14 protein-coding genes are annotated in these 13,444 nt (G+C 62.5%); 4 read left to right on the top strand and 10 right to left on the bottom strand.

The window, feature by feature from the left end; genetic code table 11:
• Positions 1-3: 3 nt before the first annotated feature.
• From glpD to ACNFG0_RS07900, 4 genes are all read right to left on the bottom strand, one after another.
• A complete protein-coding gene (gene glpD, locus ACNFG0_RS07915; protein ID WP_416764411.1) occupies positions 4-1,584 on the bottom strand; it encodes a glycerol-3-phosphate dehydrogenase in 1,581 nt (526 codons plus the stop codon).
• 180 nt (positions 1,585-1,764) lie between these two features.
• The gene (gene glpR / locus ACNFG0_RS07910) at positions 1,765-2,520 is read right to left on the bottom strand and encodes a DNA-binding transcriptional repressor GlpR (RefSeq protein ID WP_196144244.1); all 756 of its coding nucleotides are present in this window, start codon (positions 2,518-2,520) and stop codon (positions 1,765-1,767) included.
• Positions 2,521-2,739: 219 nt separating this feature from the next.
• On the bottom strand, positions 2,740-4,239 hold the full coding sequence (gene glpK / locus ACNFG0_RS07905; RefSeq protein WP_196155480.1) for a glycerol kinase GlpK: 1,500 nt from the start codon (positions 4,237-4,239) through the stop codon (positions 2,740-2,742).
• 63 nt (positions 4,240-4,302) lie between these two features.
• A complete protein-coding gene (locus ACNFG0_RS07900; protein ID WP_196144242.1) occupies positions 4,303-5,154 on the bottom strand; it encodes an MIP/aquaporin family protein in 852 nt (283 codons plus the stop codon).
• A gap of 290 nt (positions 5,155-5,444) precedes the next feature.
• Between ACNFG0_RS07900 and ybaK the strand changes: the two genes are divergently transcribed.
• Positions 5,445-5,915 carry a Cys-tRNA(Pro) deacylase gene (ybaK, locus tag ACNFG0_RS07895; RefSeq protein WP_196155479.1) on the top strand — a complete coding sequence of 157 codons (471 nt, stop codon included), beginning with the start codon at positions 5,445-5,447 and terminating at the stop codon, positions 5,913-5,915.
• A 50-nt stretch (positions 5,916-5,965) separates the two neighbouring features.
• Here the strand turns inward: ybaK and ACNFG0_RS07890 are convergent, their stop codons facing one another.
• Positions 5,966-7,075, bottom strand: a complete 1,110-nt coding sequence (locus ACNFG0_RS07890) for an ABC transporter ATP-binding protein (protein ID WP_196144240.1) — start codon at positions 7,073-7,075, stop codon at positions 5,966-5,968.
• Positions 7,072-7,992, bottom strand: a complete 921-nt coding sequence (argF, locus tag ACNFG0_RS07885; RefSeq protein WP_416764410.1) for an ornithine carbamoyltransferase — start codon at positions 7,990-7,992, stop codon at positions 7,072-7,074. The genes ACNFG0_RS07890 and argF overlap by 4 nt, the downstream gene beginning before the upstream one ends.
• 433 nt (positions 7,993-8,425) lie before the next feature.
• On the opposite strand from argF, the gene grxD reads away from it, so the two are divergent.
• Positions 8,426-8,761 (top strand): Grx4 family monothiol glutaredoxin, encoded by a 336-nt coding sequence (grxD, locus tag ACNFG0_RS07880; RefSeq protein WP_043206518.1) that lies wholly within the window; start codon positions 8,426-8,428, stop codon positions 8,759-8,761.
• An 85-nt stretch (positions 8,762-8,846) separates the two neighbouring features.
• Here grxD and bfr read toward each other — a convergent pair whose 3' ends face one another.
• Together bfr and ACNFG0_RS07870 are read right to left on the bottom strand one after the other, a co-directional pair.
• Positions 8,847-9,320, bottom strand: a complete 474-nt coding sequence (bfr, locus tag ACNFG0_RS07875; RefSeq protein WP_196144238.1) for a bacterioferritin — start codon at positions 9,318-9,320, stop codon at positions 8,847-8,849.
• Between the two features lie 200 nt (positions 9,321-9,520).
• Positions 9,521-9,742: a bacterioferritin-associated ferredoxin gene (locus ACNFG0_RS07870; protein ID WP_196144237.1), complete on the bottom strand. Its 222-nt coding sequence runs from the start codon at positions 9,740-9,742 to the stop codon at positions 9,521-9,523.
• Positions 9,743-9,957: 215 nt separating this feature from the next.
• On the opposite strand from ACNFG0_RS07870, the gene ACNFG0_RS07865 reads away from it, so the two are divergent.
• Complete coding sequence (locus ACNFG0_RS07865) at positions 9,958-10,560, top strand: peroxiredoxin (RefSeq protein ID WP_196144236.1); 603 nt, start codon at positions 9,958-9,960, stop codon at positions 10,558-10,560.
• Between the two features lie 70 nt (positions 10,561-10,630).
• Here ACNFG0_RS07865 and rnt read toward each other — a convergent pair whose 3' ends face one another.
• Positions 10,631-11,242 carry a ribonuclease T gene (gene rnt, locus ACNFG0_RS07860; protein WP_230381177.1) on the bottom strand — a complete coding sequence of 204 codons (612 nt, stop codon included), beginning with the start codon at positions 11,240-11,242 and terminating at the stop codon, positions 10,631-10,633.
• 56 nt (positions 11,243-11,298) lie between these two features.
• Positions 11,299-12,345, bottom strand: a complete 1,047-nt coding sequence (gene pyrC / locus ACNFG0_RS07855; RefSeq protein WP_196144234.1) for a dihydroorotase — start codon at positions 12,343-12,345, stop codon at positions 11,299-11,301.
• Positions 12,346-12,475: 130 nt separating this feature from the next.
• Here pyrC and ACNFG0_RS07850 point away from each other — a divergent pair, with 130 nt between their 5' ends.
• A complete protein-coding gene (locus ACNFG0_RS07850) occupies positions 12,476-13,441 on the top strand; it encodes a flagellar protein MotY (protein ID WP_416764409.1) in 966 nt (321 codons plus the stop codon).
• Positions 13,442-13,444 lie beyond the last annotated feature (3 nt).

Raw genomic sequence — 13,444 nt, 5'->3', positions numbered from 1 at the left:
GTGTCAGGCGGCCTGTGCCGATCCGCGTCTGGTCTGGGCTTGCTGCAGGTATTCGTCCAAGGTTTGCCGTTCGGCTTCGCTGGTGAAAAGGCCGAGCTTGCTACGGCGCCACAGGATGTCTTCGGCGCTGCCAGCCCACTCCTCGGCGCAGAGGTAATCCACTTCACGGGTGAACAGGCCCGCGCCTATGGACTGGCCCAGATCTTCCGGCCCTTGGGCGCCTTCGAGCAGCCGCCAGGTGCGGCTGCCGTAGGTCTTGGCCCAGCGTGTGGCGATCGCCACGGGCAGCCAGTCATACCGGGCCAGTATGGCGTCCACCAGCGCCTGGACGGTGGTCATGTTTTCTCCCCCAGGCAGCGCGGCGCCGGCCGTCCAGCTTTCGCGCATCTGGGTAAAGAAAGGCTTGAGCTCGGCCATGGCCGATTCGGCCAGTTTCCGGTAGGTGGTCAGCTTGCCGCCGAACACCGACAGCAGCGGGGCCTGGCCCTCGCTGGCGGACAGCGCCAGGGTGTAGTCGCGGGTCACGGCCGAGGGGTTGTCCGATTCGTCATTGCACAACGGGCGCACGCCCGAGTAGGTGTGCAGGATATCGGCCCGACCGAGCTGGTGGTTGAAATGCTCGTTCACCACATTGAGCAAATAATCCGTTTCAGCTTCAGTGATCGCCACCTTGGCAGGATCGCCGCTGTATTCGCGGTCGGTGGTGCCGATCAGGGTGAAGCGCTCGAGGTACGGAATGGCGAACACGATGCGCTGGTCCTCGTTCTGCAGGATGTAGGCATGTTCGCCCTCGTACAGGCGTGGGACGATGATGTGGCTGCCCTGGATCAGGCGAATGCCATACGGGGCATCGAGTTTCAGATCGTCCTTGATGAAGCTGGCGACCCATGGACCCGCAGCGTTGACCAGGGCGCGGGCACGGATGCTCTGCTGGCGGCCGTCGGCGTGCAGCAGCTCGACTTCCCAGACGCCATCGACCCGCTCGGCGCGCAGGCAGCGGGTGCGGGTATGGATGTGCGCGCCTTTCTCGCGGGCCGCCATGGCGTTGAGCACGACCAGTCGAGCATCGTCCACTGCGCAGTCTGCGTATTCGAAGCCACGGGTGATGGCCGGCTTGAGGGGGTTGCCCGGGCCGAAGCGCAGGCTGCGGGAGGCACCCAGGCGCTTGCGCTTGCCCAGGTGGTCGTAGAGGAACAGGCCGGCGCGGATCATCCAGGCTGGGCGCAGGTGCGGACGATGAGGCAGGACGAAGCGCATCGGTTTGACGATGTGCGGTGCTTTGGCCAGCAAGACCTCACGCTCGGCCAATGCCTCGCGGACCAGGCGGAATTCGTAATGCTCGAGGTAGCGCAGGCCCCCATGGATCAATTTGCTGCTGGCCGAAGAGGTGTGGCTGGCCAGGTCGTCCTTTTCGCAAAGGAACACCTTCAGCCCGCGTCCGGCCGCGTCGGCGGCAATACCCACGCCATTGATGCCCCCCCCGATCACGGCAAGGTCGTAGCAATCGGCGAGGGGGGGCTGGGGCGGAGCGAACTGGGACACGGCAAGGCCTCCTGGGGCGCGATTCACATCGAAAGTGAACATTGATGTTCGTTTTCGAAAATACTAGCGCAACGAAAAGGCGTCCGCCAGTCAGTCTCTATAGAAAAAACTGATCGGATTACAAAGAAGTGAACAATAGTGAACATCGAGACCGAAAGGGCAGTCGGTCTCGGGACGAGCCCGCTTCTACGGGCATGCCGTAGGCGCGGGCGATCGGGTCTTTCAGACCACTTCGAGGCGAACCTTGTGCTGGCTCAATAGCTGGGCAAGGGCAGGGGTAGGTTGCTGGTCGGTCACCAGGCAGTCGACCAGGCTGATCGAGCCGAGGCGTACCATGGCGTTGCGTCCGAACTTGCTGGAGTCGGCGGCAAGGATCACCTGGCGGGCATTGGTGATGATCGCCTGGGAAACCCGCACTTCCTGGTAATCGAAGTCCAGCAGGCTGCCGTCCTCGTCGATGCCACTGATGCCGACCAAGGCGAAATCGACCTTGAACTGGTTGATGAAATCGACACTGGCTTGGCCGACCACGCCACCATCCCGGCGTACGGTGCCGCCGGCGACCAGGACTTCGAAATCATCCTTGGCGCCCAGGATCGCTGCTACATGCAGGTTGTTGGTGATGACCTTGAGGTGGTTGTGATTGAGCAGGGCGCGAGCGATCGATTCGGTGGTGGTGCCGATGTTGATGAACAATGAGGCATGATCGGGAATTTGCCGGGCCACGGCCTCGGCGATGCGCTGCTTCTCGTCGCGCATCTGGTCGGCGCGCATGGCGTAGGCCGTGTTCTCGATGCTGGAGTCGTATGCTGCGCCGCCGTGGTAACGCCGCAGCAGGTTCACTTCGGCGAGTTGGTTGATGTCGCGGCGGATGGTTTGGGGGGTTACGACGAACAACTGCGCCATTTCTTCGATACTGACGTAACCACGCTCGCGCACCAGTTCGAGGATTTGTTGTTGGCGGGGGGGCAGATTCATGGGCGGTCCTTTGGGGCAGCCGGGCAAATGCTGCAATGATGCCGTAGGACGGAGATGACGGCCAGCCTGCTACCACAGGTTCGGCGTATTGCCTGTTCTGGCCCTATCGCCGGCAAGCCGGCTCCCACAGGTACGGCGATGTCTAGGAAAACAGCGCAGGGCAGGTAGGAGCCGGCTTGCCGGCGATAGGGCGGGCCAGGCGATATGAGATCTGCAGGTTCAGGCCTCGTGATCTTCCCAGTCGCGCGTGCGGTCCACGGCCTTGCGCCAACCTTTGTAGAGTTTTTCCTTCTGCGCTTCGTCCAACTGCGGGCTGAACTCACGCTCGATGATCGCCTTGTCGCGCAGTTCATCCAGGCCGCTCCAGAAGCCACAAGCCAGGCCTGCCAAGTAGGCGGCGCCCAGGGCTGTGGTTTCGCGCATCTTCGGTCGCTCCACGCAGGTACCGAGGATGTCGGCCTGGAACTGCATCAGGAAGTTGTTGGCTACCGCACCGCCGTCCACGCGCAGTTCGCTCAGGCGCTGGCCGCAGTCCTGCTGCATGGCGTCGAGCACGTCGCGGGTCTGGTAGGCGATCGACTCCAGGGCGGCGCGGATGATGTGGTCGACCTTGACGCCCCGGGTCAAGCCGAACAACGCGCCGCGGGCATAAGGGTCCCAGTAGGGAGCGCCCAGGCCGGTAAAGGCCGGTACCAGGTAGACGCCGTTGCTGTCCTTGACCTTGCTGGCGAAATACTCGGTGTCGTAGGCGTCATTGACGATCTTCAGCTCGTCGCGCAGCCATTGCACGGTGGAGCCGCCGTTGAACACAGCGCCTTCCAGCGCATAGGCCACTTCGCCGCGCGGGCCGCAGGCGATGGTGGTGAGCAGGCCGTGGGAGGAAGTCACCGCCTTGTCGCCTGTATTCATCAGCAGGAAGCAACCGGTGCCGTAGGTGTTCTTGGCCTGGCCAGGTTCGACGCACATCTGGCCGAACAGGGCGGACTGCTGGTCCCCGGCGATGCCGGCGATGGCGATGCCGCTCTTGGTGTGGCCGTAGACTTCGGAAGACGGGCGTACCTGCGGCAGCATCTGGCGGGGGATGCCGAGGATCTGCAGGAGCTTCTCGTCCCATTCCAGCGTGTGGATGTTGAACATCAAGGTGCGCGAGGCGTTGGTGTAGTCGGTGACATGCACCTTGCCGCCGGAGAATTTCCAGATCAGCCAGGTGTCGACCGTACCGAACAGCAGCTCGCCACGCTCTGCGCGTTCGCGGGCCCCTTCGACGTTGTCGAGGATCCACTTGAGCTTGGTGCCGGAGAAATAGGGATCGGTGACCAGGCCGGTGGTCTGGCGAATATAGGCAGCGTGGCCATCGCGCTTGAGCTGCTCGCAGATCTCGGTGCTGCGGCGACATTGCCAGACGATGGCGTTATATACCGGGCGCCCGGTTTCCTTGTCCCAGACCACCGTGGTTTCACGCTGGTTGGTGATACCCAGTGCGGCGACTTGGGCATGGCTGATGCCGGCTTGGGCCAGGGCCTCGACCATGGTTGCGCTCTGGGTCGCGAAGATTTCCATTGGGTCGTGTTCGACCCAGCCGGCTTGCGGGTAATGCTGCACGAACTCGCGCTGGGAGGTGCCGACCACGTTGGCGTCCCGGTCGAAGATGATGGCCCGCGAACTGGTGGTGCCCTGGTCCAGGGCGATGATGTAGTTCTTGTCCTGGGAATCTGTCATGTCGGTGGCCTTGCACAAAATAGGGGAAATCAGGGGGCCGGGTGTCTTGCCGGCGCGCCAGTATCAGGAAGCCTGGGTATCGCCCTGTGGATTATCGTCTGTTTGCGGGGTCGCGATTTGCGCCATCGGCAGGTTGCGGGCGATCAGGCCCCGGTACAGGGCTGCCCCCAGGCATGCGCCGAGGATCGGTGCGAACACCGGAACCAGGAAATAGGGAATGGAGCGCCCACCGGTAAAGGCAATTTCGCCCCAGCCGGCCAGGAATGTCATCAGTTTAGGCCCGAAATCTCGTGCCGGGTTCATCGCAAAGCCGGTCAGCGGGCCCATGGCACTGCCGATCACCGCGATCAGCAGGCCGATCAGAAGCGGCGCCATGGCGCCTCGGGGCAGGCCATTGTTGTCATCGGTCAAGGCCATGATCACAGCCATCAGGATGGCGGTGATCACTACTTCGACGAGGAAGGCCTGGGCGATGGACAGGGCCGGGTGTGGATAGGTGGAAAACACCGACGCCAGCTCCAGGCTGGCCTCGCTGCCGCGGACCATGGCATGGGCCTGTTCGAAATCGAAGAACAGGTTGCTGTACAGCCCGTAGACCAGCGCGGCGGCGCAGAAGGCACCACATACCTGGGCGAGGATGTAGAAGGGCAGCTTGCGCTTGTCGAAACCGGCGAACAGGCACAGGGCGATGCTCACGGCCGGGTTCAGGTGCGCACCGGAAATGCCGGCGGTGAGGTAGATCGCCATGCTTACGCCGACGCCCCAGATGATGCTGATCTCCCAGAGCCCGAAGCTGGCACCGGCGACCTTGAGCGCCGCGACACAGCCGGTGCCGAAGAAGATGAGCAGTGCGGTGCCGAGAAATTCGGCCATGCATTGGCCGGACAAAGTCGGTTGTCGTAGAGCAGTCGTCATGTATGACCTCGTTTCTTGTTGTTGTGAGGCACTGGGCGCTCGACAGCAAGGTCCGGTGTCTATCCCCGTTGACGCCGGACAAGTGTAGGAAACGCACCTTTAAAAGGTGTCATTTATTCAGAAACGAAAAAATATAGACAAGAAACGCTGATGTCAAAGGTCGAAAGTGAACGCTCAGTCACATTCTGGCTGCACACATCGATCCCGAATACCGAGTTAGACGGGCGGCTGGTCGGGTTGTAGGAATTGGCCTAAAGTAGCCGCCGACTTGCCATCGACTGGAGCCGTACATGACCCCCGCCCTCGATCTTTTGAAGAAGGCGCGTGCCGAACATCGCGTGCACAGCTACGAACATGATCCGAAATCTGCGTCCTATGGCCTTGAAGCAGCTGAAAAGCTGGGGCTCGATCCGCAACGTGTGTTCAAGACCCTGCTGGCCAGCAGCGAGAAGGGCGAGTTGCTGGTGGCGGTGGTACCGGTAGGGGGCACGCTAGACCTCAAGGCGCTGGCCCACGCAGCAGGCGCCAAGAAGTGCGAAATGGCTGACCCGGCGGTGGCGCAGCGTTCCACAGGCTACCTGGTTGGGGGGATCAGCCCGCTGGGGCAGAAGAAGCGCCTGCGCACGTTTATCGACGCATCGGCGCAGCTATTCGACAGCATCCATGTGAGTGCCGGGCGGCGTGGGCTGGAGGTCGAACTGGCCGCAGCGGTGCTGGCCGAGCACACCCAAGGAACGTTCGCCGAGATTGGCCGGGGCTGAAGCTCGCCCCTGTAGGAGCGGGCCAAGCCCGCTCAGAGGTGATGCGCCGATCAGGTCGCCGAGCTGTAGCGGCGCACGCCGTTTTCCTGCCGTGGCAGCTGCGCCGCGACAGTGCCTGGAACGGGGAACAGCACCAGGTGGTCGGCGGCCACGGTGATGCCGACTTCCTGCCCGACCTGATGGTCGACGTGGCTTGGGAAGATCGCCTCCAGCTGGCTGCCGGTGGGCAGTTGCAGCCGGTACAGGGTCGAGGCACCGAGGAAACTCTTGCCGACGATATTCGCCCGCAGGTCGCTGTCGGGAGAGTGGATGATGTCGTCCGGACGCAACAGCACGTCCACCGAGCTGCCTGGCGCCATGGTATAGGCACGGTTGCCGCGCAGTTCGCCTACCTCGGTCTTGACCGCTTCGTGGCTGCTCATCTGGCCACGGATGAAGTAGCCCTGGCCGATGAAGCTGGCGACGAAGGGCGTCTGCGGCTCGTGGTAGAGGTTATAGGGTGTGTCCCACTGCTCCAGGCGGCCTTCCCTGAATACCCCGACCTGGTCGCTGACGGCAAAGGCTTCTTCCTGGTCATGGGTGACCAGGATCGCGCTGGTGCCTCGGCTCTTGAGGATGTCGCGCACTTCATGGCTCAAGCGCCGACGCAGTTCCACATCCAGGTTGGAGAAGGGCTCGTCGAGCAGCAGCAACTGCGGCTCCGGTGCCAGGGCGCGGGCCAGGGCGACCCGTTGCTGCTGGCCGCCGGACAGCTCGTGGGGATAACGCCCGCCCAGGCCGCCGAGCTTGACCAGCTCGAGCATTTCCTCGACCACCTCGTTCGGGCGTGGATGCTTGCCCAGGCCAAAGGCGATGTTCTGCGCCACGGTCAGGTGGGGGAACAGGGCATAGTCCTGGAACACCATGCCGATCCGGCGTTTCTCCGGCGCCAGGGTGAAACCTGCGCGGGAGATGACCTCGCCGGCCAGCTGGATTTCGCCTTCGTGCACGGGCTCGAAGCCTGCGATGGCCCGCAGGGTGGTGGTCTTGCCACAACCTGAGGAACCCAGCAGGCAACCGATGTCGCCTGCGTTCAGGTGCAGATTGAGGTTCTGGACGATGCGCTGGTCGCCATAGCCACAGGCCAGGTCGCGCAGGTTGAGCAATAGCGGTTGACTCATGCGTGGTGGTAAGCCGGTTCTACAAGGAATTCCAGGAGGGCCTTCTGTGCATGCAGGCGGTTTTCAGCTTGGTCCCAGGCGACCGAACGAGGGTCGTCGAGCAGGTCCTGGCTGATTTCCTCGCCACGGTGGGCGGGCAGGCAGTGCATGAACAGGGCGTCGGGTGCCGCCAGGTCGAGCAGTTCGCGGGTGACCTGGTAAGGCGCGAAATGCGCCAGGCGCCGTGCAGTTTCCTCCTCCTGGCCCATGGAAGTCCAGACATCCGTGGTCACCAGGTCGGCACCTTGCACGGCTTGCTTGGGGTCACGGATGACGTGCACACGGTCGCCGCCAAGGGCCAGGAAGCGTGGATCGGGTTCGTAGCCTTCCGGGCAGGCGATGCGCAGCTGGAAGTCGAACTGCAGGGCCGCCTCGATGTAGGAGTTGCACATGTTGAAGCCATCGCCGATCCAGGCCACGGTCTTGCCCTGGATCGAGCCGCGGTGCTCGAGGAAGGTCTGCATGTCGGCCAGCAATTGGCAGGGGTGCGACTCGTCGGACAGGCCGTTGATCACCGGGACCCGCGAGTTGGCGGCGAATTCGGTGAGGGTGCTGTGGGCATGGGTGCGGATCATCACCGCATCGAGCATGCTCGACAGCACGATGGCGCTGTCGGCGATCGGCTCGCCACGGCCCAGCTGGGTGTCGCGGGGCGAGAGGAAGATGGCCTGGCCGCCGAGCTGGATCATGCCGGCCTCGAACGACACGCGAGTACGGGTGGAGGACTTCTCGAAGATCATCCCCAGCACGCGGTTTTTCAAGGGTTCGAACAGCACGCCTCGCTTGCGCAGGTCCTTCAGCTCGATGCCTCGACGGATCACGCCGAGCAGTTCGTCAGCAGTGAAATCCATCAGGGAGAGAAAGTGCCTAGCGCTCATGATTGACTACCTTATCTGCAACGGTTTGCAGGCCGACCGTATGGTTTTGTTGACAACGGGAGCGACCTGCGGCGTAAGCCGCACGGGGCGGACGGAATAGGGGGAAGGCGCAATACTATAATTAAATGTCGCCTGAAACCAAGAGGGGGGCCAGCAGCTCTGTTGCAAGGCATGTCGTAAGCCCTTGTGAGCGTACTGTTTTTTATTTTCCACAGGTGGGTTGTACACGGCTTGCCGGCCCTTTTGCAAACCTTGCGTCGCGAATCATGTCGCGAGTGTCGGCGGGCCCGCGCCTGGCGAATCCTCGGGAGCGGCGCTGCTGTGCATGCGCAGGCCGCAACGGGGCTGGCAAGGCCGAGCATGCAGCTCGGCTTTCCGTTACAATGCGTCACCGTGCCGACGATCGCGTCGGAAAGTTCAGCCGAGGTGCTTCATGGATATCATCGAAACAATCAAAGAGCAGATCGCCAACAACACCATTCTGCTTTACATGAAAGGCTCGCCGAATGCCCCGCAGTGCGGGTTCTCGGCGCGTGCCGCGCAGGCCGTTATGGGTTGTGGCGAGAAGTTCGCCTACGTCGACATCCTGCAGAACCCGGAAATCCGCGCCAACCTGCCCAAGTACGCCAATTGGCCGACCTTCCCACAACTGTGGGTCGGCGGCGAACTGGTCGGCGGCAGCGACATCATGCTGGAGATGTTCGAGAAGGGTGAGTTGCAAACCCTGATCAAGGAAGCCGCCGCCAAGGCCAAGGCCTCCGAAGCCTGATCGCTTTCGTTGCAGGTAAGAAAAGCCCCGCCTAGGCGGGGCTTTTCCATATGGAACAGAGCACGCTGCGCGCCCGAATCCAGGTTTATTCCTCGCCCATCTGCGACTGCAGGTAGTTCTCCATTCCCACCTTGTCGATCAGGCCCAGCTGGGTCTCCAGCCAGTCGATGTGCTCTTCCTCGGACTCGAGGATGTCTTCGAGCAGTTCGCGCGAACCGAAGTCACCGACGGTTTCGCAATGGGCGATGGCCGCCTTGAGGTCGACCAGGCCTTTCTGTTCGATCTTCAGGTCGCACTCGAGCATTTCCTTGGTGTGTTCGCCGATCAGCAACTTGCCCAGGTCCTGCACGTTGGGGATGCCTTCGAGGAAAAGAATACGCTTGATCAATTTGTCAGCGTGCTTCATCTCGTCGATGGATTCCTTGTACTCGTGCTTGCCGAGTTTGTTCAGGCCCCAGTCCTCGTACATCCGCGCGTGCAGGAAGTACTGGTTGATCGCGACCAGCTCGTTTCCGAGGATCTTGTTGAGATGCTGGATGACGCTTACGTCGCCTTTCATGTCGGGTTCCTGCCCTGTTGAAGTGTGCCAATACAGGAAGTCTGAGCCCGACCTGGAGCGCTGTCAAACCTAAGTTATTGAATAGTAAGTGAAAATTAATAGGAATAAGAATGTTTGTGAACCGCGTTCGAACGCTAACTTATTGAATTGAAGGCATAAAAAAACCGGACACTAGGTCCGGTTCTTCGAATTTCGGTGATTTACGCCGCGTTGAATTCAACGGGGTAGGGCAGGGCTGCCTGCTGGCTGACCTGAAGTTCGGTCAGGGTCTCGCGCACCACCTGCTTGGCCAGGCATGCACATTTGCCACATTGGCTGCCCACGTTGGTGGCGGCCCGGACTTCCTTGTAGCTGCAGCATCCTTCATAGATCGCATCGCGGATCTGTCCGTCGGTGACGCCGACACAAAGACACACATACATAAGGTCAGACCATCATGGTTGAGGCTCGATGGGGTGGAGCTTAATGGTAATGAGAATGCGTGTCAAAGAACTTTCCGCCGGCCTTGTGTCGGTGCGACCGGCGGTTGGATTCGGCCTGTCACCCGAAGCCGTGTATGATGGGCAACCTTTGCTGGATGCCGGGGCAGGTCGACCCTCCCGGGTATCTGATTTCACCACCATCAAGGAGATAACGAATGAGCGTACTCGTTGGTAAACAAGCCCCTGACTTCACCGTTCCAGCCGTACTGGCCAACGGCGAGATCGTCGACAGCTTCAACTTGGCTTCGGCCATCAAGGGCAAATACGGCCTGGTGTTCTTCTACCCACTGGACTTCACCTTCGTCTGCCCGTCCGAGCTGATCGCCCTGGACCACCGCATCCCTGACTTCCAGGCGCGCGGCGTGGAAGTGATCGGCGTGTCGATCGACTCGCACTTCACCCACAACGCCTGGCGTAACACCCCCGTCAACAACGGCGGTATCGGCCCGGTCAAGTACACCCTGGCTGCAGACATCTCCCACGAGATCTGCAAGGCCTACGACGTTGAGTCCGAAGGTGGCGTCGCCTTCCGTGGCGCCTTCCTGATCGACAAGAACGGCGTTGTCCGTTCGCAGATCGTCAACGACCTGCCGCTGGGCCGCAACATGGAAGAACTGCTGCGCCTGGTCGACGCCCTGCAATTCCACGAAGAGCACGGCGAAGTCTGCCCTGCCAACTGGAAAAAAGGCGACAAGGGCATGACCGCTTCGCCGGAAGGTGTTGCGGCCTACCTGAGCGAGAACGCTGGCAAGCTGTAATTGCCACGCGAATAAAAAAACCGGCCTTCATGGCCGGTTTTTTTATGTTTCGCCGTTTACAACGCCTGGATCAGTCGTTGAAATCGCGCCAGCCGCCCATTTCCTTCCAGCGGTTGACGATGCCGCAGAACAGCTCGGCGGTCTTCTCGGTGTCGTAGCGTGCCGAGTGGGCTTCACGCCCGTCGAAGTCGATGTCGGCACTTTGGCAGGCTCGGGCCAGGACGGTCTGGCCGTAGGCCAGGCCAGCCAGGGTAGCCGTGTCGAAGCTGGAGAAGGGGTGGAACGGGTTGCGCTTGAGGTCGTTGCGCGCCACGGCAGCATTGAGGAAACCCAAGTCGAAGCTGCTGTTGTGGCCGACCAGGATGGCCCGCTTGCAACCATTGGCCTTCAATGCCTTGCGCACCCCGCGGAAGATGTCGGTGAGCGCGGTTTCTTCGCTCACTGCCATGCGCAGCGGGTGATCCAACTTGATACCGGTGAATTCCAGGGCCGCCGGTTCGATGTTGGCCCCTTCGAAGGGCTCCACCCGGTAGAAGTAGGTGTGCTCCGGGAACAGGAAGCCTTTTTCGTCCATGCCGATGGTAACGGCGGCGATTTCGAGCAGCGCGTCGGTCGCGCTGTTGAAACCACCGGTCTCCACATCCACCACCACGGGCAGGTAACCACGGAAACGCTCGGCCATCGGATGGCGAACGCCGCTGCCTTGACCTTCCTGGTCGTCTTCGTAGAACGCTTCGCTCACGCCTTCTCCTCCAGCAGACGCCAGCGCAGTTTTTCACCGGCGCGCAGCGGAACCACGGTGTTGTCACCAAATGGCAGGCTGTCAGGAGCGGTCCACTCGTCACGGACCAGGGTGATGGTGTCGGTGTTCGCTGGCAAGCCATAGAACGCCGGGCCGTGCAGGCTGGCGAAACCTTCGAGCTTGTCCAGCGCATTGCGCTGTTCGAAGGCCTCGGCATACAGCTCGATGGCCGCATAGGCGGTATAGCAGCCGGCGCAGCCGCAGGCGGCTTCCTTGGCGTGACGGGCATGGGGCGCCGAATCGGTGCCGAGGAAGAACTTGCTGTTGCCGCTGGTGGCCGCGTCCAGCAGCGCCACCTGGTGGGTGTTGCGCTTGAGGATCGGCAGGCAATAGAAGTGTGGGCGGATACCGCCGACCAGCATGTGGTTGCGGTTGTACAGCAGGTGCTGGGCGGTGATGGTCGCGCCGACGTTGGCCGGGGCCTGCAGGACGAACTGCGCGGCATCGGCGGTGGTGATGTGTTCGAACACCACTTTCAGCGTGGGGAAGCGCTCGACCACGCGGGCCAGGTGCTCGTCGATGAAGCGTTTCTCGCGGTCGAACACATCGACCTCGGCACGGGTCACCTCGCCATGCACCAGCAGCGGCATGCCGGTTTCGGCCAAGGCTTCGAGGGCTGGCGTGATGTTGTCGATGCTGGTCACGCCCGAGTCGGAGTTGGTGGTGGCGCCGGCCGGGTACATCTTGGCGGCATACACGAAACCGCTGGCCTTGGCCGCGCGAATATCCTCGGCGCTGGTGCGGTCGGTGAGGTACAGCACCATCAGCGGCTCGAAGCGGCTGCCCGCCGGACGTGCGGCCAGAATACGCTCGCGATAGGCACCTGCCTCGACGGCGTTGCGTACCGGCGGGACCAGGTTGGGCATGATGATGGCGCGGGCGAAGGTACGCGCCACGTCGCCAACGGTATGGGGCAGGACGGCACCATCGCGCAGATGGATGTGCCAGTCGTCGGGACGCAGAAGGGTCAGGCGATCGGACATTGGGGATTCCAGGCGGGTCGAACTCAAGGGCCAATGCTACCGGAAAACCCCGGTAGGAGCACGGCTATCAAGTTTTCCCGCTGGCGTCCGATAGCCTGCAGGTAAGCCGTCAGAATCTGTGGAGCCACCCGTGCGCCAGCGTTACCTAGCCCTTCTTACCCTGTTTGCCAGCCTGCCGGCCGGGGCGTTGACCTTCCAGACGCGCGTGGAGAATGTCGCCTGGAGCGTCGAGGGCGACCCGTTCGAATGCCGGCTGTCCCAGGCGATCGACGGTTTCGGCAGCGGCGAGTTCGTCCGCCGTGCCGGCGAGCAGGCGGTTTTCCGGTTGCGTTCGGACAGCAACGCGCTAGGGGCGGGCAGCGCGACGTTGCTGGCCGCGGCAGCGCCTTGGCAACCTGGTCGAGGCGACATCAATCTCGGGGCCGTGCGCATGGGGCGCAGCGGGGTGTTGTTCACGTCGTCCCAGGGGCAGGCCAGCCGGCTGATCAATGGCCTGCTCGACGGGCGCAGCACGGTGGTGCGCAACTATGCCGGCGAAGGCGGCAGGCCCATGGAGGTGCGTGTATTGCCGGTCAGCTTCGTCAAGGCCTATGGTGACTACCAGGCATGCGCCGGCAAGCTGCTGCCGATGAACTTCGACCAGGTCCGCCAGACCCAGGTCGGTTTCCCGCGCGGTATCGAGCTGGACAGCGCGGCTCGGGCGCGCCTGGACGTGATTCTCGACTACCTCAAGGCCGACCCGTCGGTGAACCACATCGAGCTCGATGGCCACGCCGACAACAGCGGCAGCCGCCTGACCAACCGCGACACCTCGCGCCGCCGGGCCCTGGCGGTCGCCGACTACCTCAAGGCCCATGGCGTGCCGGAGGATCAGATTACCGTGCGCTTCCATGGCGAACGTTACCCCCTGGCCCGGAACAACAGTGCCGCCAACCGGGCGCGCAACCGCCGGGTGAACATCCAGCTCGAGCGTGTCGCCCCGGTCGAGAAACCGGTGGAAAAGCCCAAGGCAGAGCCCGCCCCGGCTCCCGCTGCCGCAGCCCCAGCGGTGCCTGACCCAGCGCCGACGCAGGCCCCCGCAGGAAAAAAATCCTGACTG

Origin of the sequence: Pseudomonas sp. NY15372, assembly GCF_048068215.1 — a bacterium.
Classification (GTDB): domain Bacteria; phylum Pseudomonadota; class Gammaproteobacteria; order Pseudomonadales; family Pseudomonadaceae; genus Aquipseudomonas; species Aquipseudomonas guariconensis_A.
Note: the sequence above shows the minus strand (reverse complement) of the source record. Positions and strands in the feature narration are given on the sequence as shown.